Origin of the sequence: Streptomyces sp. NBC_01485, from assembly GCF_036227125.1 — a bacterium.
Taxonomy (GTDB): domain Bacteria; phylum Actinomycetota; class Actinomycetes; order Streptomycetales; family Streptomycetaceae; genus Streptomyces.
This window is the reverse complement of the sequence record NZ_CP109435.1, coordinates 5,911,904-5,933,407: the sequence shown is the minus strand read 5'-3', so window position 1 is coordinate 5,933,407 and position 21,504 is coordinate 5,911,904. Positions and strand designations below refer to the sequence as shown.

At 71.2% G+C, this 21,504-nt stretch carries 20 protein-coding genes and 1 riboswitch; of the genes, 10 read left to right on the top strand and 10 right to left on the bottom strand.

The features are described from left to right. Window positions 1-142 precede the first annotated feature (142 nt). Window positions 143-1,543, top strand: a complete 1,401-nt coding sequence (locus tag OG352_RS26930; protein ID WP_443072345.1) for a D-alanyl-D-alanine carboxypeptidase family protein — start codon at window positions 143-145, stop codon at window positions 1,541-1,543. Here the strand turns inward: OG352_RS26930 and OG352_RS26925 are convergent. After that, window positions 1,497-2,429 carry a YihY/virulence factor BrkB family protein gene (locus OG352_RS26925; RefSeq protein WP_329220401.1) on the bottom strand — a complete coding sequence of 311 codons (933 nt, stop codon included), beginning with the start codon at window positions 2,427-2,429 and terminating at the stop codon, window positions 1,497-1,499. The two genes, OG352_RS26930 and OG352_RS26925, sit on opposite strands and share 47 nt — an antisense overlap. Window positions 2,430-2,645: 216 nt before the next feature. Here OG352_RS26925 and OG352_RS26920 point away from each other — a divergent pair, with 216 nt between their 5' ends. After that, window positions 2,646-3,371, top strand: coding sequence for a decaprenylphospho-beta-D-erythro-pentofuranosid-2-ulose 2-reductase (locus tag OG352_RS26920; protein ID WP_329223980.1), 726 nt, complete (start codon window positions 2,646-2,648; stop codon window positions 3,369-3,371). A gap of 34 nt (window positions 3,372-3,405) precedes the next feature. Here OG352_RS26920 and OG352_RS26915 read toward each other — a convergent pair whose 3' ends face one another. From OG352_RS26915 to OG352_RS26895, 5 genes are all read right to left on the bottom strand, one after another. Further along, window positions 3,406-3,984, bottom strand: a complete 579-nt coding sequence (locus OG352_RS26915) for a 2'-5' RNA ligase family protein (protein ID WP_329220399.1) — start codon at window positions 3,982-3,984, stop codon at window positions 3,406-3,408. A 208-nt stretch (window positions 3,985-4,192) separates the two neighbouring features. Further along, window positions 4,193-5,206, bottom strand: a complete 1,014-nt coding sequence (gene trpS / locus OG352_RS26910) for a tryptophan--tRNA ligase (protein WP_329220398.1) — start codon at window positions 5,204-5,206, stop codon at window positions 4,193-4,195. Window positions 5,207-5,270: 64 nt separating this feature from the next. Then, window positions 5,271-6,722 carry a glycine hydroxymethyltransferase gene (locus OG352_RS26905; RefSeq protein WP_329220396.1) on the bottom strand — a complete coding sequence of 484 codons (1,452 nt, stop codon included), beginning with the start codon at window positions 6,720-6,722 and terminating at the stop codon, window positions 5,271-5,273. A 48-nt stretch (window positions 6,723-6,770) separates the two neighbouring features. Continuing rightward, a riboswitch (ZMP/ZTP riboswitch) is annotated at window positions 6,771-6,861 on the bottom strand. Between the two features lie 103 nt (window positions 6,862-6,964). Then, a complete protein-coding gene (locus OG352_RS26900) occupies window positions 6,965-7,258 on the bottom strand; it encodes a DUF397 domain-containing protein (protein WP_329220395.1) in 294 nt (97 codons plus the stop codon). Further along, complete coding sequence (locus tag OG352_RS26895; RefSeq protein ID WP_329220394.1) at window positions 7,255-8,076, bottom strand: helix-turn-helix domain-containing protein; 822 nt, start codon at window positions 8,074-8,076, stop codon at window positions 7,255-7,257. The genes OG352_RS26900 and OG352_RS26895 overlap by 4 nt, the downstream gene beginning before the upstream one ends. A gap of 184 nt (window positions 8,077-8,260) precedes the next feature. On the opposite strand from OG352_RS26895, the gene OG352_RS26890 reads away from it, so the two are divergent. Beyond that, a complete protein-coding gene (locus tag OG352_RS26890; RefSeq protein WP_329220393.1) occupies window positions 8,261-8,704 on the top strand; it encodes a hypothetical protein in 444 nt (147 codons plus the stop codon). 152 nt (window positions 8,705-8,856) lie between these two features. Here OG352_RS26890 and OG352_RS26885 read toward each other — a convergent pair whose 3' ends face one another. Both OG352_RS26885 and OG352_RS26880 read right to left on the bottom strand, forming a co-directional pair. After that, the gene (locus tag OG352_RS26885) at window positions 8,857-10,047 is read right to left on the bottom strand and encodes a glutathionylspermidine synthase family protein (RefSeq protein ID WP_329220392.1); all 1,191 of its coding nucleotides are present in this window, start codon (window positions 10,045-10,047) and stop codon (window positions 8,857-8,859) included. Between the two features lie 33 nt (window positions 10,048-10,080). Continuing rightward, window positions 10,081-10,479 (bottom strand): hypothetical protein, encoded by a 399-nt coding sequence (locus OG352_RS26880; RefSeq protein WP_329220390.1) that lies wholly within the window; start codon window positions 10,477-10,479, stop codon window positions 10,081-10,083. Window positions 10,480-10,618: 139 nt separating this feature from the next. Here OG352_RS26880 and OG352_RS26875 point away from each other — a divergent pair, with 139 nt between their 5' ends. Next, entirely contained in the window at window positions 10,619-11,485 is an 867-nt protein-coding gene (locus tag OG352_RS26875; RefSeq protein WP_329223979.1) for a hypothetical protein, read from the top strand. Window positions 11,486-11,708: 223 nt separating this feature from the next. Here OG352_RS26875 and OG352_RS26870 read toward each other — a convergent pair whose 3' ends face one another. Next, the gene (locus OG352_RS26870; RefSeq protein ID WP_329220389.1) at window positions 11,709-12,467 is read right to left on the bottom strand and encodes a DUF3050 domain-containing protein; all 759 of its coding nucleotides are present in this window, start codon (window positions 12,465-12,467) and stop codon (window positions 11,709-11,711) included. 259 nt (window positions 12,468-12,726) lie between these two features. Here OG352_RS26870 and OG352_RS26865 point away from each other — a divergent pair, with 259 nt between their 5' ends. The 6 genes from OG352_RS26865 (at window position 12,727) to OG352_RS26840 (ending at window position 20,885) form a co-directional block, all read left to right on the top strand. Continuing rightward, window positions 12,727-13,305 carry a hypothetical protein gene (locus tag OG352_RS26865; protein WP_329220388.1) on the top strand — a complete coding sequence of 193 codons (579 nt, stop codon included), beginning with the start codon at window positions 12,727-12,729 and terminating at the stop codon, window positions 13,303-13,305. Window positions 13,306-13,335: 30 nt separating this feature from the next. Further along, window positions 13,336-15,633, top strand: coding sequence for an aminodeoxychorismate synthase component I (pabB, locus tag OG352_RS26860; RefSeq protein ID WP_329220387.1), 2,298 nt, complete (start codon window positions 13,336-13,338; stop codon window positions 15,631-15,633). After that, the gene (locus tag OG352_RS26855; protein ID WP_329220386.1) at window positions 15,630-17,183 is read left to right on the top strand and encodes a benzoate-CoA ligase family protein; all 1,554 of its coding nucleotides are present in this window, start codon (window positions 15,630-15,632) and stop codon (window positions 17,181-17,183) included. The genes pabB and OG352_RS26855 overlap by 4 nt, the downstream gene beginning before the upstream one ends. Before the next feature lie 74 nt (window positions 17,184-17,257). Next, window positions 17,258-18,850, top strand: coding sequence for a class I adenylate-forming enzyme family protein (locus tag OG352_RS26850; RefSeq protein WP_329220385.1), 1,593 nt, complete (start codon window positions 17,258-17,260; stop codon window positions 18,848-18,850). Then, window positions 18,847-20,025: an FAD-dependent monooxygenase gene (locus OG352_RS26845; RefSeq protein ID WP_329220383.1), complete on the top strand. Its 1,179-nt coding sequence runs from the start codon at window positions 18,847-18,849 to the stop codon at window positions 20,023-20,025. Before OG352_RS26850 ends, OG352_RS26845 begins: the two co-directional genes overlap by 4 nt. Before the next feature lie 47 nt (window positions 20,026-20,072). Continuing rightward, entirely contained in the window at window positions 20,073-20,885 is an 813-nt protein-coding gene (locus tag OG352_RS26840; protein WP_329220381.1) for an aminotransferase class IV, read from the top strand. A 128-nt stretch (window positions 20,886-21,013) separates the two neighbouring features. Here the strand turns inward: OG352_RS26840 and OG352_RS26835 are convergent, their stop codons facing one another. After that, complete coding sequence (locus OG352_RS26835) at window positions 21,014-21,499, bottom strand: carboxymuconolactone decarboxylase family protein (protein ID WP_329220379.1); 486 nt, start codon at window positions 21,497-21,499, stop codon at window positions 21,014-21,016. Window positions 21,500-21,504: the final 5 nt, after the last annotated feature.

The window sequence follows — 21,504 nt, the reverse complement described above, 5'->3', positions numbered from 1 at the left end:
CAACCCGACCGGCCGGGGGTCCGGGGGTTGTCCCCCGGATGAGCACAGCATGGGTTCAGTATCGCCGCCGCGTGTCTGGTTCCGTGACGGGGGTGGGAAAGGCGGCGGGACTTCCCGTCGTGTGCCGGGTACCTTCTCCGTCGTGCCCGCACCCATGAAGCAGACCGTCAGGCGATCCCTGCTGGTCACCTCCGCGACCCTTGCGTCCCTCGCGCTCGCCGCGCCCGTCTCGCTCGCGGCGCCGAGCCCGTCGCCGTCGGCCTCACCGTCGCCCTCGACCGGCACATCGGCGTCCCCGTCCCCGTCGACCGGCAAGTCCCCGTCCCCGTCGACCGGCAAGTCGCCGTCCCCGTCGGCCAGTACGTCGCCGTCGGTCACTCCCCCGGCGAACATGTCGAGCGTGGGCGGTACGCGGCTCGGGCAGGCCGGGACGCAGGTGGCGATCGCGGGCGGCGCGCCGGTGCTGCCGAAGGATCTCACCGCGCGGTCGTGGATCGTCGCGGACGCCGAGTCGGGGGACGTGCTGGCCTCGAACAACGCGCACTGGCGGCTGCCCCCGGCGAGCACGATGAAGATGCTGTTCGCCGACACCGTGCTCCCGAGGTTCCCGAAGAACACCGTGCACAAGGTCGACCCGAAGGACCTGGCGGGCATGGGGTCGGGTTCCAGCCTCGTCGGCATAAAGGAGGGCGAGACGTATACGGTCCACGATCTGTGGCTCGGCGTCTTCCTGCGCTCCGGAAACGACGCCGTGCACGTGCTGTCGGCGATGAACGGCGGCGTCGCGGGCACGGTGACGGAGATGAACGAGCACGCCGAGGAGCTCCAGGCCCTCGACACGCACGTCGTCTCCCCGGACGGCTACGACGCCCCCGGCCAGGTCTCCTCCGCCTACGACCTGACCCTGTTCGCCCGCTCGGGCCTGCAGAAGAAGGACTTCCGGGAGTACTGCTCGACCGTCTCGGCCAAGTTCCCGGGCGAGACGACGAAGAACAAGAAGGGCAAGACGAGCCGGGGGACCTTCGAGATCCAGAACACCAACCGGCTGCTCAGCGGCGACTACGACATCTCGCAGTACCCGGGCATCGCGGGCGTCAAGAACGGCAACACGACCAACGCGGGCGCCACCTTCACCGGCGTCGCCGAGCGGGCCGGCAAGGTGCTGCTGGTGACGGTCATGAACCCGGCGAAGACCGACCACAACGAGGTCTACAAGGAGACCGCCGAGCTCTTCGACTGGGGCTTCCAGGCGGCCGGCAAGGTGACGCCGGTGGGTGAGCTGGTCGCGCCGAAGGGCGCCGCGCAGGCCAGCGCGCAGCCCGCCGCGCACCCGTCCTCCGGCGCCGGGTCCGGGCAGGCCGGCGGAGCCGGGGCCGGGAACGCGTCGGGGAAGCCGGTGGCGAGCGCGGTGACCGACAGCGGCTCGCGCGGGGTGTGGATCGCGCTGGCGATCACCGGCGGGCTGCTGGTGCTGCTCGCGGGCGGCGCGTTCCTCGTCAACCGCCGCTGGCCGCTGCCGGACCTGGTACGCCGCCGTCGCTGATGTCGCCGTCGTCTCTGACGTCGATGTCGCGCGGGTGGTCGGGAGCGGTGCCGGTCGCCGTCCAGGACGCGCAGTACAGGACGAGTTTCGCGGTGAAGTTGATCCAGAGCAGCAGGGCGATGGGCACGCCGAACGCGCCGTACATGCTGTTCGCGGCCACGCCCTGCATATAGCCGCTGAGCAGCAGTTTCAGCAGTTCGAAGCCGACGGCGCCGATGAGCGCGGCGACCACGAGGCGGCGGGGCGATTCGACGCCGGGCAGCAGGGTGAGGACGTACAGCAGGAGCAGGAAGTCGGCGAGGACGGCGATGGTGAAGGCGGCGACGCGCAGCAGGATGCCGCCCCAGCCGCCCTTGTCGACGCCGAGCTCGTCGGTGATCCAGCCGACCAGCGCCGAGGCGACGGTGGAGATGGCGATGGTGAGCAGCACGGCGCCGCCGAAGCCGACGAGGACGCCCGTGTCCTTGGCCTTGCGCAGGACGGGGTTCTCGTCCGGGTCGGGCAGCTCCCACACCGCGCGCAGACAGTCCCGCATCTGACCGACCCAGCTGATGCCGGTCAGCAGCAGCACCGCGCCGGCGATGAGGCCGATGGTGCCCGCGTTCTGGACCAGGTTGTGAATGTCGAGCTGGTCGGAGATGCCCGGGACCTGGTCGGCGATCTTGTCCTGGAGTTCCTGCTGCCGGGACGTGCTCAGGGTGGCGGCGGCGATGGCGGCGGCCACGGTCAGCAGCGGGAAGAGCGCGACGAAGCTGACGAACGTCATGGCGGCGGCCAGCCGCGTCCACTTGACCCGGTCCAGGCGCTCGTACGACCGCCACGCGTGCGTGGCCATGAGGCGCGCGACCAACGGCCCGACGACGGGAAGCTTGCTCAGCCAGTCCATGATCCGAACTCTGCCCCACGTGTGGACAACCGATGACCGCTGTGCGGGTACCCGGAAAGCGATCGCCCATTTCGGGTAGGGGCCGAATGTTGGGCAACCAGGAGGACTAAGGCGACATAGCCGGACGATACGGTCGTCCGCATGCCCCCATCCTTTGGTCACCCCTCCTCTGGTCACCCCCTCCCCCACTCCTCCGCCGAACGTCTCCCTCAGTCCATGCTCGTGCTCGGCGGAACGTCCCGGATCGCGCTCGCCACCGCCCGCCGGCTGATCGCCCGCCGCACCCGCACGGTGTGGCTGGCGGGGCGGCCGTCGCCCGCCCTGGAGTCGGCGGCGGCGGAGCTGCGCGCCCTGGGGGCGGACGTCCACACGGTGCCCTTCGACGCGCTGGACCCCGAGTCGCACGAGGCGGTGCTCGGCAAGGTCTTCGCCGAGGGGGACGTCGACCTGGTGCTGCTCGCCTTCGGCGTCCTCGGCGACCAGGCGACCGACGAGCGCGAGCCTTCGGCGGCGGTGCGCGTCGCGCAGACCAACTACACGGGGGCGGTGTCGGCGGGGCTGATCACCGCGCGGGCGCTCCAGACCCAGGGGCACGGCTCCCTGGTCGTCCTGTCCTCCGTCGCCGGCGAGCGGGCCCGCCGCTCGGACTTCATCTACGGCTCCGGCAAGGCCGGCCTCGACGCCTTCGCCCAGGGCCTGGGCGACGCGCTGCACGGCACGGGCGTCCACGTCATGGTCGTCCGCCCCGGGTCCGTCCGGGCGAGGACGGCCGCCGGACCGGCGCGGGAACTACTGGCGACGACCCCCGAGGCGGTCGCGACGGCCGTCGAGCTGGGACTGCGGCGGCGGTCGGAGACGGTGTGGGTGCCGGGGACGCTGCGGCTGGTGATGTCGGTGCTTCGGCACGCGCCGCGCGGGCTGTTCCGGCGGCTGCCGATCTAGGCGATCCGGGGGATCCGGCCGACCGGTTCAGGGCTCAGCGGGCCGGGAGGGTGCCGCGGTCGGCGTGGGCGGCCTGCGGGGGGACGATCGCGCTGCCGAAGGGGTACTCGCGCAGCTTGCGCCAGACGCCGTCGGGGCCCTGCTCGTGGAGGGAGAAGCCGGCGCAGGACCACTCGGCCTCGTAGAGCGCGAGTTCCTCGAAGGCCCGGTCCAGCGCCGCTTCGTCGATGCCGTGCGCGACGGTGACGTGCGGGTGGTAGGGGAACTGGAGCTCGCGCATCAGCGGCCCGGAGGTGTCCCGGACCCGGTGCTGGAGCCAGGCGCAGACCTCGGCGCCCTCGACGACCTTCACGAAGACCACCGGCGACAGGGGCCGGAAGGTGCCCGTGCCGGACAGCCGCATCGGGAAGGGCCGGCCGGCCGCGGCGACCTCGACGAGGTGCGCCTCGACGGCCGGGAGCGCTCCCGCCTCGACCTCGGTCGGCGGCAGCAGCGTGACGTGGCTGGGGATGCCGTGAGCAGCGGCGTCGCCGAAGCCCGTGCGCCGCTCCTGGAGCAGGCTGCCGTGGGGCTCCGGGACCGCGATCGACACACCGATCGTTACGGTCCCCACGTCTTCTCCTCTGTCGTCATGCCGGGTGTCTCCGTGCCGGGTTCATGCCGGGTTCGTACTCAGTCGTACGGCTATCGACTGTACGGGCACGGCTGTGCTCTGGGCAGGCGCATGGGAAGTGATGTGCAGCGCTCTGCCGGCGGAACGGGTGTGCGGTGCGCCCTCTGTGCTGCGGAGCGCCGTCAGTGCTACAGGTCAGTGCCGCATGTCAGTGCTTCGCGGGGAGGAAGCCCACGCGCTCGTACGTCTGGGCGAGCGTCTCCGCGGCGACGGCGCGGGCCTTCTCGGCGCCCTTGGCCAGGACCGAGTCCAGCGTCTCCGGGTCGTCCAGGTACTGCTGCGTACGGTCCCGGAACGGTGTCACGAAGTCGACGACGACGTCGGCGAGGTCCGTCTTGAGCGCGCCGTACAGCTTGCCCTCGTAGCGCTGCTCCAGCTCCGGGATGCTCGTGCCGGTCAGCGTGGAGTAGATGGTGAGCAGGTTGCTCACGCCCGGCTTCTCGACGGCGTCGTAGCGGACGACCGTGTCGGTGTCGGTGACCGCGCTCTTGACCTTCTTGGCCGTGGTCTTCGGCTCGTCCAGCAGGTTGACGAGGCCCTTCGGCGTGGACGCCGACTTGCTCATCTTGATCGACGGGTCCTGGAGATCGTAGATCTTCGCCGTCTCCTTGAGGATGTACGGCTTGGGGATCTCGAAGGTCTGGCCGAAGCGGCCGTTGAAACGCTCGGCGAGGTCGCGGGTCAGCTCGATGTGCTGGCGCTGGTCCTCGCCGACGGGGACCTCGTTGGCCTGGTAGAGCAGGATGTCCGCGACCTGGAGGATCGGGTACGTGAACAGGCCGACGCTCGCGCGGTCGGCGCCCTGCCTGGCGGACTTGTCCTTGAACTGCGTCATGCGGGACGCCTCGCCGAAGCCGGTGAGGCAGTTCATGACCCAGGCGAGCTGCGCGTGCTCCGGGACGTGGCTCTGGACGAAGAGCGTGCAGCGCTCGGGGTCGAGACCGGCCGCGAGGAGCTGGGCCGCGGCCAGGCGGGTGTTGGCCGTGAGCTCCTTCGGGTCCTGCGGGACCGTGATCGCGTGCAGGTCCACGACCATGTAGAACGCGTCGTGCGACTCCTGGAGGGCTACCCACTGGCGGACGGCGCCGAGGTAGTTGCCGAGGTGGAACGAGCCTGCGGTGGGCTGGATTCCGGAGAGCACGCGGGGACGATCTGAGGCCATGCCTCTTATTGTCTCAGAGCGCGGGGACCGCCCGGGACGGGTCCCCACGCCCATCCGGGTCACCTCAGCCGAGGTCGATCTCCGGGTACAGGGGGAAACCCGCTACCAGGTCCGTCGCCCTGGTGGCGATCTCGTCGGCGATCTTCTCGTCCAGGACGTGGGAGGCCTTCGACGTGGCGCCGGACTTCGTCGTACCCGGCTCGGTGGTCGTCAGCACCCGGTCGATCAGGGCCGCGACCTCGTCCATCTCCGCCGTACCGAGGCCCCGCGTCGTCAGCGCCGGGGTGCCGATGCGGATGCCGGACGTGTACCAGGCGCCGTTCGGGTCGGCGGGGATGGCGTTGCGGTTGGTGACGATGCCGGAGTCGAGGAGCGCGGCCTCGGCCTGGCGGCCGGTGAGGCCGTAGGAGGAGGCGACGTCGATCAGGTTGAGGTGGTTGTCCGTGCCGCCGGTGACGAGGGTCGCGCCGCGCCGCATCAGGCCGTCGGCCAGGGCGCGGGAGTTGTCGACGATGCGCTGGGCGTAGTCCTGGAAGGACGGCTGACGGGCCTCCGCGAGGGCGACCGCCTTGGCGGCCATCACGTGCGGGAGCGGGCCGCCGAGGACCATCGGGCAGCCCCGGTCGACCTGGTCCTTGAGGGAGTCGTCGCACAGGACCATGCCGCCGCGCGGGCCGCGCAGCGACTTGTGCGTGGTGGTCGTCACGATCTGGGCGTGCGGGACCGGGTCGAAGTCGCCGGTCAGGACCTTGCCGGCGACGAGGCCGGCGAAGTGCGCCATGTCGACCATGAGGGTCGCGCCGACCTCGTCGGCGATCTCCCGCATGATCCGGAAGTTCACCAGACGGGGGTACGCGGAGTACCCGGCGACGAGGATCAGCGGCTTGAAGTCGCGGGCGGAGGCGCGCAGGGCGTCGTAGTCGATGAGGCCGGTCGCCGGGTCGGTGCCGTAGGACCGCTGGTCGAACATCTTGCCGGAGATGTTGGGGCGGAAGCCGTGGGTGAGGTGGCCGCCCGCGTCCAGGGACATGCCCAGCATGCGCTGGTTGCCGAAGGCCTGGCGCAGCTCGGCCCAGTCGGCCTCGGAGAGGTCGTTGACCTGGCGGGCGCCGGCCTTCGCCAGGAAGGGCACCTCCACGCGGTCGGCGAGGACGGACCAGAACGCGACGAGGTTGGCGTCGATGCCGGAGTGCGGCTGGACGTAGGCGTGCCGGGCGCCGAACAGTTCGCGGGCGTGCTCGGCGGCCAGCGCCTCCACCGTGTCGACGTTGCGGCAGCCGGCGTAGAAGCGGCGGCCGACGGTGCCCTCGGCGTACTTGTCGCTGAACCAGTTGCCCATCGCGAGGAGGGTGGCCGGGGAGGCGTAGTTCTCGGAGGCGATCAGCTTGAGCATCTCGCGCTGGTCGTGGACCTCCTGGCCGATGGCGTCGGCGACGCGCGGCTCGACGGCGCGGATCACGTCGAGGGCGGCGCGGAAGGCCGTGGACTCGGTGGAGAGGGGCTGCTGCTCGGACATGTCGTCGGCCTCCGGGTGGCGTGGTGCTGGAAAGCGGTCACGGTTTCACGGTTCGGCCCAGGCGCACGGCACTCGTACTGCTCCCGGGCCGCTCCCCGATGGTCCGTCCCATCCCAGCGCGCCAGTCACGGCCCTACGGCCACCCTACCGGCCGCCCCGTTGGCCGACCGCGCCCCGTCTCACCATGCGATCAGCGGTGGAACCCGCTGTTCTCCCAGGTGACGGCATGACGAGTACGGCGCTCAGGCCGTCGCCGCCGCACCCTTGACCGAGGTGACGAACGACGACCAGGCGGCCGAGGCGAAGAGGACGGCGGGGCCGTGCGCGTCCTTGGAGTCACGGACGGGGACGAGGGTTGCGATGCCTTCGCCGACTTCGAGGCACTCGCCGCCGTTAGAACTGCTGTAGCTGCTCTTGCGCCAGGTGACGGGCAGCTCGCTCGCGCTGATCGTTCCACCGACTTCGAGGCAGTTACCGCCGTTGGTGCTGTAGCTGCTCTTGCGCCAGGTGACGGACAGTTCGCTCGCGCTGATCATGTGCCTAGCTCCTCCAGATGTCGGCGGATCAACTCGGCCGACGCGTCGGGTGACAGGGCCACCGCCCTGAGCAGATCATAGGTCCGGGCACCCACAGCAACCTCCCTCTGGTCAGCGGTTGTCCGCCCCTGAGAGAAGCCGTCCACGTGGAGCACGTCCTCGCCCTCGTCGAACCCGAGCACCGTGAACGGACCTTCCAGCCCCGGATGCGAGACAACCGTGCGGGGGATGACCTGGATCACCGTGCGGGGATGCTGGCCCGCCTCCAGCAGGCGTTCGAACTGGGTGCGCATCACGGCCGGACCACCGATGTGCCGCATGAGGACGCACTCGTCGACGATGAACCAGGCATGGGGGCGTTCCTCGCGTTCGAAGATCGCCTGCCGGGTCATCCGGGCCGCCACCAGGTCTTCGAGGTTGTCCGGTCGGGCATCGGCCAAAATGGTGCGCGCGTAGTCCTCGGTCTGCACCAGACCATGAAAGATCAGGCCCTGAAACGACCGGATGGACACGGCGTTCCGTTCCAGTTCCAGGAACGGCAGGAACCAGGACGGGTACGCGTAGTAGATGACGAACGGGTACAGCCGCTGGAAGTGCCCGTCCGTCCCCAACGCGATGTCCAGGTCGCGCGCGAGGTCTTCGGACGGAACGCGTTTCGCCGACTCCACCTTCGACAGCATCGACTGAGTGGTGTGGGCGAGCTTCGCGAGCCTCTCCTGCGACAGCCCCTTGAGGGTCCGGATGCGGGCCAGCTCCGTGCCGAAAAAGACCAGGAGTGACGTGTTGGGGTCGAGTGCCGAGTTGGCTTCGACGGTCATGAGAAAACCTCCCTCTCCATGACCGGGACGCGGTCATGGCGACCTGCCATGACCTCACGTCAGTCATGGCGTTCTGCCTGGTGACGGTACCCAACACACCGCAACGCTGTCTTCGCAACCGGTAGTTGCCCACTCGGACGAGGCAACTGCCGCAGGCATAGGAAAACAGGCGAGAGGCGCGGACATGACGACGCAGCGGAACACGGAGACGACCCCGGCGACGGCGACCCCGGAGGCCCCGGCCCCGGCGACTGTGCCGGGGACGGTCCTGTGCGACCTGGAGAAGCGGATGGCCGGGGAGTATCAGGCGAAGGCCGGCCCGTACGTCCTGCTGCGCCCGATCGGCGGCGGGCGCGAGTGGGAGGCCGACCCCACGGCCGTACGCCCCGCCACCCCCGCCGAGCGGCTCAGCGCCGAGGTGAAGGCGGTCAACGACCGCACCGGCCGGGACGGGGTGCGGGGGCCGGGCTACGACATGACCCGGGCGCCCGTTCCCGTCCCGGGGTGCGGCGAGTGCGCCGAACTCGACGCGCAGCGCGCCCTGGCACGCGTCGAGTTCGACTACAGCGCCGTGTCGGACGCCAACGTCCTGATGCGCCGCCACCAGCGCAAGGACCATTGCGCATGACCCGCCGCCCGAAAATGTGACACTTCGGTACCCGAGTGTCACATTCCCGCACCTCACCCACCGGGGACCCTGCGTGCCCCGCGCACCGCTCGACTTCGCAGACCCGCGTTGCCGCCGTGCCTTCACCGCCGCTGGACTCCGGAGATGAACCGCTAGCGGATCACGTGCGGCACGAAGCGGGCGTACTCGTCCGTGATCAGGCCCGAGGACTCGCGGATGCCGAGGCCCGCCGGCTCGTCCTCCACCACCCAGGCGCCGAGGACGACGTGGTTGCCGTCGAAGGCGGGGAGTGGGGCCAACTCCTGGTAGCAGCAGGGCTCTTCGCGAAGGGCGGGGGCGGGGGCGGCGCCCGGTGGGTGGATCGTGACGCCCGCGCCTTCGCGGCCCAGCAGCGGCTTGGCGACGTAGCCGGTGGTGGCGGCGAGGTCGCGGGGGCCGTCGAGGTGGGCCGGGAGGAGGTTGGGGTGGCCGGGGTACAGCTCCCACAGGACGGCCAGGAGTGCCTTGTTGCTGAGCAGCATCTTCCAGGCCGGTTCGATCCACATCGTCGTGCCGGTGCCACCGCCGTTGTCGAGGGTGTCCAGGACGTGGCCGGCGAAGCGGTCGGTGGTCAGCCACTCCCAGGGGTAGAGCTTGAAGCAGCTCCGGATGAAGCGGAGTTGGCGGTCGACGAAGCGGCCGGACAGGGGGTCCCAGCCGATCTCCTCCATGGAGATCCAGTCGGTGTCCAGGCCGGCCTGCTCGGCGGTCTCCTTGAGGTAGGCGACCGTCATGAGGTCCTCGCCGAGTTCGTCGGCGGAGGAGTGCGCGAAGTGGAGCGGGTTGCCGGGCGGGAGGAGGGGGGCCTGTTTCCGCCAGGCGGCGACCAGTCGTTCGTGGAGGGAGTTCCACTGGTCGGCGCCGGGGAAGCGGTCCTCCATCCAGAACCACTGGGGGGAGGCCGCCTCCACGAGTGAGGTGGGGGTGTCGGCGTTGTACTCCAGGAGTTTCGCCGGGCCGGTGCCGTCGTAGCGGAGGTCGAAACGGCCGTAGACGGAAGGGAGTTCGGCGCGCCGGTGCCAGGCCTCGGTGACCGTCGCCGCGACGCGCGGGTCGGTGATGCCGAGGTCGGCGAGGCGGTCGGACTCGACGAGGTGGGCGGCGGCCGTCAGGCACATCTCGTGCAGTTCCCCGACGGTCTCCTCCAGCGCCTCGACCTCGTCGAGGGTGAACTCGTAGTACGCGCTCTCGTCCCAGTAGGGGCGCAGCGTGTCGTCGGGGTGGCGGGTGAGCGGGTAGACGAGGCCCTGTTCCTCGACGGTCCGCTGCCAGTCGGGGCGGGGTTCGATGGTGTGGCGTCGCATGGTGTGTCCGGTTCCTTCGGCGCGTCCGGTTCCTCAGCTGCCCGAGCTGCCCTTGTGGCTACCGCCGTCGCTGTCGCCGTTGCTGCCGAAGCCGCCCCGGTCGACACCGTTGCCGCCGCTGTTGCCGCCGCTGCTGCTGCTCGAACCGCTGGACCCGGAGCCCTTGCTCGGCTTGGTGAAGGAGCCGCCGGTGACGTGCGAGCCCTTCTTCTTGCCGCCGTAGTACCAGGCGCCGTTCGCCGTGGTCTTGGTGGACGTGGACTTGCAGTTCTTGTCGGCGACGACCTTGTAGCCCTTGGTGAGGTTGTAGCTGTCGCGGTCGACGCAGCGTTTGTCGGGGTCGGAGGAGCAGGCGGTGAGGGCCACCGCGAGCAGCCCCATGCCGCCGAGTACGACCGTGCCCGAGCGCAGCTTCCGACGCGTGTCCGCCATGTTCTTGTCTCCCCGTGTCCCCGTTGTCGTATCGCCGCTACGGCGATTTCTGGCCGTCAGCCTAGACAATCGGCCGTGGGGCACCCGCAGGCGGCCCGTCCACCCGCCGCTCCCCTACAGTCCTTCCGTGCTCTTCGGAATGGTGTGCGCGCTCGGCGCGGCGGTCTGCTTCGGTACGGCGACGGTGTTGCAGGCGATGGCGGCCCGCGCCGCCGCCGACGGCAGCGACGGGCGGGGCGGGGGTGGGGGCGGGGACGCGGCGTTGTTGTTGCGGGCGGTACGGCAGTGGCGGTACCTGGCGGGGCTGGGGCTGGACGGGCTCGGGTTCCTCTTCCAGATCGCCGCGCTGCGTTCGGTGCCGATCTACGCCGTCGGCGCGGCCCTCGCGGCCAGTCTGGCGGTGACGGCGGTGGTCGCGGCGCGGCTGCTGCGGGTGCGGCTGAGCCGGCTGGAGTGGCTGGCGGTGGGGGTGGTGAGCGCGGGGCTGGCGATGCTGGGACTGGCCTCGGGCACGGAGGGCGAGGAGAGCGGGCCGGCGGCGCTGCCGTGGGCGATGCTCGGTGCGGCGGTCGGGGTGCTACTGCTCGGCCTGGTCGGTGGGCGGCTCACCGGGCGCGGCCGGGCGCTGGTGCTGGGGCTGGGCGCCGGGTGCGGGTTCGGGGTGGTGGAGGTGTCGGTACGCCTGATCGACTCGCTCGCCCCCTCCCACCTGCTCACCAACCCGGCGACGTACGCCCTGCTGCTGGGCGGCGCAGCCGCGTTCGTCCTGCTGACGACGGCGCTCCAGCGGGGTTCGGTGACGACCGCCACGGCCGGAATAGTGATCGGCGAGACGATCGGCCCGGCGCTGGTGGGTGTGGTGTGGCTCGGCGACCGCACCCGCGAGGGCCTCGGCTGGCTGGCCGTGCTCGGCTTCGCGGTCGCCGTGGTGGGGGCGTTGGCGCTGGCCCGGTTCGGGGAGGCCCCGGAAACCGTGCCTGCACCGCAGGCCCAGGCACCGGCGTAGGCGGGTCTTCGAAGTCGAGCGGTGCGCGGGCCCGCCCGGTCCCCGGTAGGCGAGTTGCAGAAAGGTGACACTCCCACACCGAAGTGTCACCTTTCTGCGCGGACCACCCCCTACCCCCCGGGCAGCCACCCGGCAGAGCGCCGCACCGCCCAAGTCCGAAGACCCGCGTAGGCACGGGCACAGGCACAGGTCCAGCCGTAGGCGTGCGCGTAGGCGTCGTGGGTCAGGCCATGGCCTCGGTGATGCCGTCCCACAGGCGGGAGCGGGCCTCCAGGGCGAGGGTCGCCGTCTCGACCGCCTCCTGCCAGCGGGTGTCATCGGTGCCGCAGAGGTCGGCGACCATCTGCATGGCCATGGGGGTGTGCTCCTCGCCGTCGACCTCGATGTGGCGGGCCAGGTAGTCGCAGAAGAGCGGGAAACGGTCGGTGCCCTCCTTCTTGATCACCTGGTCGAACATGTCCGGGATGAGGTCCTCGCGGGAGAAGGCGAAGGCGGCGGCCCGGCAGTGCAGCGGCCGGTCGGCGATGATCCCGAAGGTCGTGCGCACGAACTCGGCCGCGGGGGCCGGGACTTGGGCGGCCCGCAGCGCCGAGTTCACGTCGTGACCCTCGCCGATCAGCGCGAGGAAGGTGTCGACGCGGGTGGTGTCGGCGCCCGCCTCGTCCATGCCCGCGCGGTACAGCTCGAAGTGGCTGGTGAACCCGCCGTTCAGCTCGTCGCTCTCCTCGACGAGGACGATGTCGTTGATGAGCCGCCGGCTCACCTCCGAACCGCGCGGCACCCAGGGGACGTCGACGCAGGTGAGGTCCCGCTGGAGCGACTTGAGCAGGGACATGAAATCCCAGACGGCGAACACGTGGTGCGCCATGAACGTCGCCATGTCCTCGCGGCTGCTGATCCGCTGGTAAATAGCGTGGGCGGTCACCTCTTTCCGGGCGGATTCGATCGCGGAACGGGCCCGGTCGATTCCCTCGTGAGTCATATCCCAGTCGTACCTGGACATGTTTTCTCCTTCGGTTCGAGAACTCGATCGTTCTCGATTGGGCTCGATCGTGCACGCGTCCCGACTTACCGGCAACCGCTTCCGGGAATTCCGGCAGGGTTACCCGAAGTACCCCTCGACAGAATATGGCAAGGCCACCGAAAAACCATGAAGGGTAACGTTTCGGACAAGTCGAAGGCTGTCGTAAAAGTTTGAAGAACCTGTGAACGTCGGGGCCCCCCGCTCCGTACTCGACACCGTGACCAGTAATCCCGTCACCGTCACCTCGGCTTATCGCGTGGTGCCGGGCCGCGAGGCCGACTTCCATTCCTGGGGGTGGGCCATGCTGGGCGCGAGTGCGAAGCGGCCCGGCTTCCTCGGCGGTGGTGTGCTGGTCGACGGAGAGGCGGAATGGCATGTCGTCTATCGCTTCGCCAGCGAAGGCACAGCCCGGGCCTGGGAGGACTCGGCAGCCCGTATGGAGTGGGACGTCCGGGCGGCGGGCATCGCCGCACAGACGGACCGCAAGAGCGTGCGCGGGTCCAAGGCGTGGTTCGAATCACAGACCCCCGCCCCGAAAGCCCCGGCCCCTCCGTCGAAATGGAAGTTATGGTTCGTGAATATGAGCGCGGTTTTCCCGCCGGTGCTCCTCTTCAATCTGATCGCCCTTCCTTATCTCGGCGGCCTCAATCCGATCGTTCGCACGCTGCTGCTCTGTCTGTGTGTGACGGCTCTCGTCACCTGGATTCTCATGCCCCGCCTTCAGCGTTTCTTCAAGAAATGGCTGTATCCACCGCTCCAGGCGCTCCGCGGACGGCACAAACGACGGACCGCGTAGTCCCGAGAACGACCCTAGGGAGGTGGGCGGGTGAAGACCCTGCTCATCGACAATTACGACTCGTACACGTACAACCTGTTCCAGCTGATCGCCGAGGTCAACGGCGAGGAACCGGTGGTGATCGTCAACGACGCCCCTGCGGACGTCATTGACGATCTTGCGGAATTCGACAACGTGGTGGTGTCGCCGGGTCCGGGGCACCCGGCGAAGGCGCGTGACTTCGGCATCAGCGCCAGGGTGCTCGCCGAGTCCACGGTGCCGGTGCTCGGCGTCTGCCTCGGCCACCAGGGCATCGCGCACGGGGAGGGTGCCCGGGTGGTGCCCGCGCCGGAGCCCCGGCACGGGTACCTGTCGGCCGTCCGCCACGACGGACGCGACCTGTTCCAGGGGCTCCCGCAGAACTTCACCGCCGTCCGCTACCACTCGTTGTCCGTGCGCGAGCCGCTGCCCGCCTCCCTGGAGGCCACGGCCTGGGCGGAGGACGGCGTCCTGATGGGGCTGCGGCATCGCGAACGGCCCCTGTGGGGCGTGCAGTTCCACCCGGAGTCGGTGCTCACCGAGTACGGCCACCGGATGCTGGTGAACTTCCGCAACCTCACCGCCGAGCGGGCCCGCAAGCTGCGCACGAAGAACACCGCCGTCCCGCCGACCGAGACGACGATCCCGAGCCGCGGCGCCGTATCGGCCCGCCTCGCGGCGACCGCCGGACCTTCGGTGACCGGCCCCACGGTGACCGTCCCCCGCCCCCGCCGCGCCGGCGGCCCCGCGCACCGGCTGCACACCCGCCGCATCGCCGGGGCGATCGACGCGGAGGCCGCCTTCACGCGGCTCTACGCCGACTCGCCGCGCGCGTTCTGGCTGGACAGTTCCCGGGTCGAACGCGGCCTCTCCCGCTTCTCGTTCTTCGGCGACGACAGCGGTCCGCTCGCCGAGTTCGTGCGGTACGACGTCGAGGCCGGCCAGTGCGAGATCGAGCGGGCCGGACGGCCCGCCCGCAAGGTCCGGGCGAGCGTCTTCGACTACCTCAAGCGGCAGTTGGCCAACCGCCGGGTCGACGCCACCGGCCTGCCCTTCGACTTCACCGGCGGCTACGTCGGCTACTTCGGCTACGAGACGAAGGCCGACTGCGGCTCCCCCAACCGGCACCGCGCCACCACCCCGGACGCCTGCTGGCTCTTCGCCGACCGGCTGATCGCGGTGGACCACCAGCAGGGCTTCACCTACGCGGTCTGCCTCGCTGAGGACACCCCGCAGGCCGGCCTGGACGCCACGGAGTGGCTGGAGAACACCCTCGCCCAGCTCACCTCACTGCCCGAGGAGACCGACCGGACGCCGGTGCCGGATCCGGCCCGTCCGGCCGAGACCGACCTCGGTTCCGACCTCGGTTCCGACCGCGGTTCCGTCGAACCGTGGCTGGTGCGGGACCGGGCGACGTATCTCGCGGACATCGCGGCCTGCAAAGACGAACTCGCGGCGGGCACCAGTTACGAGATCTGCCTGACCGACGCCGCGCGGTTACCCGCTCCGGACGACTCGTACGCCTTCTACCGGGCGCTGCGCCGCGTCAACCCCGCCCCGTACGCCTCGTATCTGAGATTCGGCGACCTCGACGTCGTCGGCTCCTCGCCCGAGCGGTTCCTGCGGATCACCCGGGACGGCATCGCCGAGGCCAAGCCCATCAAGGGCACCGCACCGCGCGGCGCCGGTCCCGTGGAGGACGCCCGGCTCCGCGACGAGCTGGCGGCGGACGCCAAGACCCGCGCCGAGAACCTGATGATCGTCGACCTGCTCCGCAACGACCTGGGCCGGGTCTGCCGGACCGGGACCGTACGCGTCACCCGGCTCATGGCCACCGAGTCGTACGCCACCCTGCACCAGCTCGTGTCCACCGTCGAGGGACGGCTGCGCGCCGACACGGACGCCGTGGACTGTGTGCGCGCCTGCTTCCCCGGCGGCTCGATGACCGGCGCGCCGAAGCTGCGCACGCTGGAGATCATCGACGGGCTGGAGAGCGAGGCGCGCGGCGTGTACTCGGGGGCCCTCGGCTACCTGGGGTGCAGCGGCGGCGCGGACCTCAACATCGTCATCCGCACCGCCGTCCTGGCCGACGGGCTGATGCAGCTCGGCGCCGGGGGCGCGATCGTCCTGGACTCCGACCCGGTCGCCGAGTACGACGAGATGCTCCTGAAGACGGCCGCCCAGATGCGGGCCCTGCACGAGCACACGACCCGGCCGCCGGGCATCACGGCCCGCCAGGTGACCCCGAAGCCGGGACGCCCCGGCGCCTCCTCCCCCGTCCCGGCCACCGTCAAGGAGGCCACCCGATGACGACGCTGCAGCCCACGACCACGACCGTTCCCCAGCCCAGAGCGCCCCGGGACACCTCCGCAGCCGAGGCCCCCGGCAACCTGGCCGCTTACCTCGACGATCTCGCCGGGCGGCGCGGCTGGACCGGCCGGGTCGCGTTCCATCAGGGGCATCAGGGCTGGACCCACGGTGAGGTGCACGCGCTCGGGGCACGGGCGGCCGGCGTCCTCGCCGGGTACGGGGTGCGGCCCGGGGACCGGGTGCTGATCGCCCTGCCCGACGGGATCGCCTGGGTGGCGGCCTTCCTCGGGGTCGCCCGGCTGGGGGCCGTCGCCGTCCTCGTCAATCCCGAACTGCCCGCCGCCGAGCACGCGTTCATGGCCGAGGACACCGACGCCGTGCTGTGTCTGACCGGGCCGTGGATGGAGGACCGGTTCGCCGGGCGGGCGCGGCTCGGCGCCGACCAGTTCCTCGCGCTCGCCCCCGCCACCGACCCGGCCCCCGCCCACCCGGTCGACGCCGACACGCCCCTGTACGTGCAGTACACCTCCGGTACCACGGGTCGCCCCAAGGGGGTCGTGCACACGCACGGCGACCCGAAGACGTACCACGACCTCATCGGCCGGCGGCTGCTGGGGATCACCGAGGACGACGTCACCCTGTCCGTGTCGAAGCTGTACTTCGCCTACGGGTTCGGCAACGCCTTCGTCTTCCCGCTCTTCTCGGGATCGTCCGCCGTGCTGGTGGACCGGCGTCCGTCGCCCGCCGCCGTCGACGAGCTCGTCGCCCGGCACCGGGTGACCCTGTTCTACTCCGTGCCGTCGGCGTACGCGGCGCTGGTCACCGACCGGGGCAGCGGGCACGGGGCCTGTTTCGCCTCCGTGCGGGTCGCCGTGTCGGCCGGTGAGGGGCTGCCGGACGGACTCGGCGAGCGCGTCGGCGAGTTGCTCGGGGCGCCGGTGCTGGAGCAGATCGGCTCCACCGAGGCCGGTCACGCGTTCTGCGCGAACAGTCTCGGCCACAACCACCCGGGCACCGTCGGCCGTCCCGTCCCGGGGTTCGAGGTGGAGCTGCGCGACCGCGCCGGACACCCCGTGCCCGACGGCGAGGAGGGCGAACTGTGGGTGCGCGGGCCGTCGGTGACGTCCGGCTACCTCAACCGGCCCGAGGAGACGGCACGCACGCTCGTCGGCGGCTGGCTGGCCACCCACGACCGGGCGCGCCGTGAACCGGACGGCGCCTACCGGCACTTGGGCCGCACCGACGACATGGAGATGGTCGGCGGGATCACCGTCTCCCCGCTGGAGGTGGAGGCCGTGCTGCGCACCCATCCGGCGGTGCGGGAGGTCGCCGTCGCGGCCGTCACCGACGGGCAGGGCTCCAGCCGGCTGCGCGCCTTCGTCGTACCCGCCGGGACCCCGCCGGACGGTCTGGCCGACGACCTCGCCGCCCTCGCCCGCGACCGCCTCGCCGCCTTCAAGGTGCCCCGGAGCGTCAGCTTCGTCCCGTCGCTGCCCCGCACCTCCACCGGAAAGCTCCGCCGCCACCTCGTCCGCCAGGGCGCCTGGTGACCCCCACAGCCCCACAGCCCCCCACAGCCCCACGCCGTGCGTCCGGCTGCCGTACGTCCGAGAGGAACAGCCACATGTCGCAGCAACCCCTGCTCGCCGACCGCGGGTTCTATCTGGGCCCGCTGTTCCGGCGGGCGGCCGACCGCCACGGCGCCGTCTTCGTCACCCTGGACCGGCCGCTGGACACCCACCCCGCGCGCGGGGTCGACCTCGACTACACGGCCCTGGCCGACGTCGTCGAGGACCTGTCGGGACGGCTGTGGGCGGCCGGGGTGCGACCCTCGGAACAGGTGGTCGTCCACAAGACGGACAACGTCGACATCGTGCTGCTGACCTGCGCGGTCTCCCGTATCGGCGCGGTCCCCGTCCTCCTCTCCCCCGGCCTGGCCGGGCCGGTCGTCGGACAGCTCCTCGGACGGCTGCGGCAGCCGTGGCTGGTCACCGACCGCGCCAAACTGGCCGGCCCGCTCGCGGACGTCGAACTCTCCGCGCTGGTCCGCCGGACCCTCTCCGTGGACGACGCGCCGGGCACCGACGCCGAACCCCTGGCGAAGTACGCCGACGCCGAACCCCCCGTCCCTGTACGGCTGCACCCCCGCGAGCCCGCCCTGATCACCCACAGCTCGGGCACCACCGGCGTCCCCAAGCTCGCCGTGCACTGCCCGAACACCATGTGGAACCGGCTCGTCCCGCAGCAGGCGATGGGCTGGCCCACGCGCGGTGAGACGGCCGCGCTGCACATGTCGTTCGTGCACTCGCGCTTCTACCATCTGCTCGGCGTCCTGCTGCACTTCGGCAGCCCGCTCGTGCTGATCACCGACCCCGAACCGGCCTCCGTGGGACCGCTGTTGGTCCGCCACCGGCCCGGCATCGTGGAGACCCACCCCAACACCTTCGTCCTGTGGGAGGAATTGGCCGACGCGCCCGGCGCTCCGCTGTCCCGCGTGAAGTCGTACGGCTCCACCTTCGACGCCATCCACCCGCGCACCGTACGGCGGTTGCTGGGCGCGTCGAAGCGCCGGGCGCCCTGGCTGATCCAGCTCTACGGGCAGAGCGAGACGGGGCCGGTCGCGTTCCAGTGGTTCACCCGGCGCAGCGCGGCACGGGCGGACGGGCGGCGGGTCGGCATCGGCATCCCCGGGTTCACCCGGGTCCGGATCGCGGACGCCGACGGCAGGCGGGTCGCGCCGGGCACGCCCGGACGGATCGAGGCCCGCACCAGGGGCCGCATCCTCACCTACCTGGGCGCGCGGGCGCAGTACGACCGCCAACTCGACGGCGGATGGTGGCAGATGGGCGACATGGGCTACATGAGCCGGCTGGGCGCCCTGCACCTGACCGACCGTGAGATCGACCAGATCGACGCCGTGCACAGCAATCTGGCGGTCGAGGACGCGCTGATGGAGCGGCTGGAGGAACTCCGTGAGGTCGTCATCGTGCCGGGCGCGGACCGCGAACCGGTGCCGGTGGTGTGCGTACGCGGAGAACGGCCACTGGATCCGGAGCGCTGGCGCGAGGCGACGGCCGATCTGCCCGCGATGGCCGAGCCCCGGCAGTGGCGGTTCGAGGAACTGCCGATGACCGCGACCTGGAAGGTGAAGCGGGTGGAGATCACCCGCATGCTGACCGAGAGGCTCGCCGGGACGCCGGTGGGCGTGCGCGCGTGAACCCCGTGATCGTGGTGGGCGCGGGCCCGGTCGGCCTGTCGGCCGCGCTCGGCCTGCGCGCGCACGGGCTGCCGGTCGTGCTGCTGGAGGCGGACCCCGAGGACCGCGAACGGCCGGGCAGCCGCGCCCTGTTCGTGCACAGGGAGACCCTGCGGTCACTCGACGGGATGTGCCCGGGGCTGGCCGCCGAGATCACGTCGTACGGCCGGACCTGGCACACCCGGCGCACCCTCTACCGGGGCCGCGAGGTGTACGCGCGCACCTTCCCGCCGCCGTCCGGGCTGCCGCCGTTCACCAGTCTGCGTCAGGTGGACACCGAGCGGTTCCTGCGCGCCGCGTGCGTGCGGGCGGGGGTGGAGTTCGTCTGGGCGGCGCGGGTCACGGGCGTCCACACGTCCGGGTCGGGGGTCACGCTCGTCGGCGAGCACGGGCGCGAGTGGAGCGCCAGGTACGTCGTCGCCGCCGACGGCGCCCGCTCGGCCGTCCGGCACGCGCTGGGCATCGCCATGGAGGGCGTACGCGGCGAGGGCTTCCACGTCGTCGTCGACGTGGCGGACGTACCGGACGCCGAACTGCCGCTGGAGCGCGTCTTCCACTACGAGCATCCGGGCGTCGGCGGCCGCAGCGTGATGCGGGTGCCGTTCACCGGCGGCTTCCAGGTCGACCTCCAGTGCCGCGACGACGACCTGGAGGAGGCCTACGGCACCGAGGACGCCGTACGGAAGTGGCTGCCCGGCGTCGTGGGCGACGGGTACGCCGACCGCGTCCTGTGGGTGTCGACGTACCGCTTCCTGCGCAAGGTCGCCGCCTCCTTCACGGATCCGCACGGCCGGGTGCTGCTCGTCGGGGAGGCGGCGCACCTGTTCCCGCCGTTCGGCGCGCGTGGCATGAACAGCGGCATCGCGGACGCGGCGGCGGCGGCGCAGGCCGTGGCGGCCGGGACGGCGGAGGCGGTGGCCGGTTTCGCGGACGTACGGCGGGCCGCGGGCCTGTTCAACAGCGAGGCCGCCGGGGTCGCCCTGGACCATCTGCGGCCACGACGCCGGATCGTCCGCCTCAGGCAGCGTGCGGCGGCGGCCCTCGCGCCCGTGCTGCCGTCGTGCGGCTCATGGCTGGAGCACGCGCCGTACGGACCCCGGGGCGGGGCGCCGGCGGTGGCGGGCGGGAAGTACTGAGGAGGGATCGAGTGGCTACGGCTACACATACGGGCACACGACCGACCGTGGGTGAAGGGCTGTTGACCTGGACGCTCAGTCGTGGGCTGACCGCCGAACCGGAATCCGTGGCGGACGGGCCTCTGCTGGTCGCCGACTCGTGGCTGGTGCGCGACGGCCGGGTGCGCGGGTACGGCCGCCACCGGGAGCGGTTTCTGCGGGCCTGCGCGGAGTACGTGAAGGGCTCGGACGGCGGCGGATCGGGGCCGCGTCGGCTCGTCCAGTTCTGGCAGGACGTGACCGCCGCGCTGCCGCGCACCGGCGAGTGGTTTCCCCGGGTCGAACTGACCGCCGGCTCCCTGGAGTTGAGACTGCGGCTGCGGCACGCCCCGCCGCTCGGCACCGCGATACGCCTCTGGTCCGTCGGCCAGCCGGACCGGCGGACCGCGCCCCGCCGCAAGGGGCCGGACCTGGACGTCCTGGCCCGGGTGCGGGAGCGGGCGATCGACGAAGGGGCTCAGGACGGGATGCTGGTCGATCCGTCCGGAGCGGTCCTGGAGTCGGCGACGGCGAGCGTGCTGTGGTGGGAGGACGACACCCTGTGCCAGCCGCCGCCCCGACTGCCTCACCTGCCCGGAGTGACCGCCGCACTCATCCAGGAACGCGCGCTCCACTCCGGGATCCGCACCGCCCACCGCGAACGGACCGTGACCGAGCTGGCCGGCCGCGAGGTGTGGCTCGTGAACGCGCTGCACGGGATCCGGCCGGTGACGGGCTGGACCGGCGAGCCGATGACGGCCGGTCCTGCGGTGCGGGCGGAGGAATGGCGCAGGTGGCTGGACGAATTGCCGGAACCGCTGCCGAATACAGGAAACCCATAGAGCCAAGGGAACCTACAGAACCCATAGCGCCCACAACGCGACGGGCATCGGCGAATACCGCCGATGCCCGAATTCCGCATTACTTCTCGCCCTGCATTACCTCTTGCCCTGCATTACCTCTTGCCCTGTTACTTCTTCGCGGGCTGATAAGCCCCCGGAACCATGCGCGTCGCGATCGCGATCCGGTTGTACGCGTTGATGACGGTGGCCGCCCAGATGAGCGCCGCGATCTGCGCCTCGTCGAAGACCGCCGCCGCCTCGGCGTAGACGTCGTCCGGCACATGCCCGTCGGCGACGAAGGTCACCGCTTCCGTCAACGCCAGTGCGGCGCGCTCCCGTTCGGTGAAGAAGGGGGTCTCCCGCCAGGCGTTCAGGGCGTAGATGCGCTGTTCGGTCTCGTCCTGGGCACGGGCGTCCTTCGTGTGCATGTCGAGGCAGAACGCGCAGCCGTTGAGCTGGGAGGCGCGGATCCTGACCAGTTCGAGGAGTTCCGGCTCGACCTTCGCGTCTGCCGCGGCGGAAACAGCGGCGACGTGCAGGGAACCCATCGCCTTGGAAACGTCGGGGGTGATTTTCTTCAGGGCCACACGGGATATCTGATCGCTGTTGCTCATAGGCT

Coding starts and splice junctions, on each gene's coding strand:
- OG352_RS26925 (WP_329220401.1), bottom strand. CDS start 2,429: ATGGACTGGCTGAGCAAGCTTCCCGTCGTCGGGCCGTTGGTCGCGCGC.
- OG352_RS26870 (WP_329220389.1), bottom strand. CDS start 12,467: ATGACTCACGAGGGAATCGACCGGGCCCGTTCCGCGATCGAATCCGCC.
- OG352_RS26875 (WP_329223979.1), top strand. CDS start 10,619: ATGGTGTGCGCGCTCGGCGCGGCGGTCTGCTTCGGTACGGCGACGGTG.
- OG352_RS26905 (WP_329220396.1), bottom strand. CDS start 6,722: ATGTCCGAGCAGCAGCCCCTCTCCACCGAGTCCACGGCCTTCCGCGCC.
- OG352_RS26920 (WP_329223980.1), top strand. CDS start 2,646: ATGCTCGTGCTCGGCGGAACGTCCCGGATCGCGCTCGCCACCGCCCGC.
- OG352_RS26885 (WP_329220392.1), bottom strand. CDS start 10,047: ATGCGACGCCACACCATCGAACCCCGCCCCGACTGGCAGCGGACCGTC.
- OG352_RS26890 (WP_329220393.1), top strand. CDS start 8,261: ATGACGACGCAGCGGAACACGGAGACGACCCCGGCGACGGCGACCCCG.
- OG352_RS26850 (WP_329220385.1), top strand. CDS start 17,258: ATGTCGCAGCAACCCCTGCTCGCCGACCGCGGGTTCTATCTGGGCCCG.
- OG352_RS26895 (WP_329220394.1), bottom strand. CDS start 8,076: ATGACCGTCGAAGCCAACTCGGCACTCGACCCCAACACGTCACTCCTG.
- trpS (WP_329220398.1), bottom strand. CDS start 5,206: ATGGCCTCAGATCGTCCCCGCGTGCTCTCCGGAATCCAGCCCACCGCA.
- OG352_RS26855 (WP_329220386.1), top strand. CDS start 15,630: ATGACGACGCTGCAGCCCACGACCACGACCGTTCCCCAGCCCAGAGCG.
- OG352_RS26880 (WP_329220390.1), bottom strand. CDS start 10,479: ATGGCGGACACGCGTCGGAAGCTGCGCTCGGGCACGGTCGTACTCGGC.
- OG352_RS26900 (WP_329220395.1), bottom strand. CDS start 7,258: ATGATCAGCGCGAGCGAACTGTCCGTCACCTGGCGCAAGAGCAGCTAC.
- OG352_RS26835 (WP_329220379.1), bottom strand. CDS start 21,499: ATGAGCAACAGCGATCAGATATCCCGTGTGGCCCTGAAGAAAATCACC.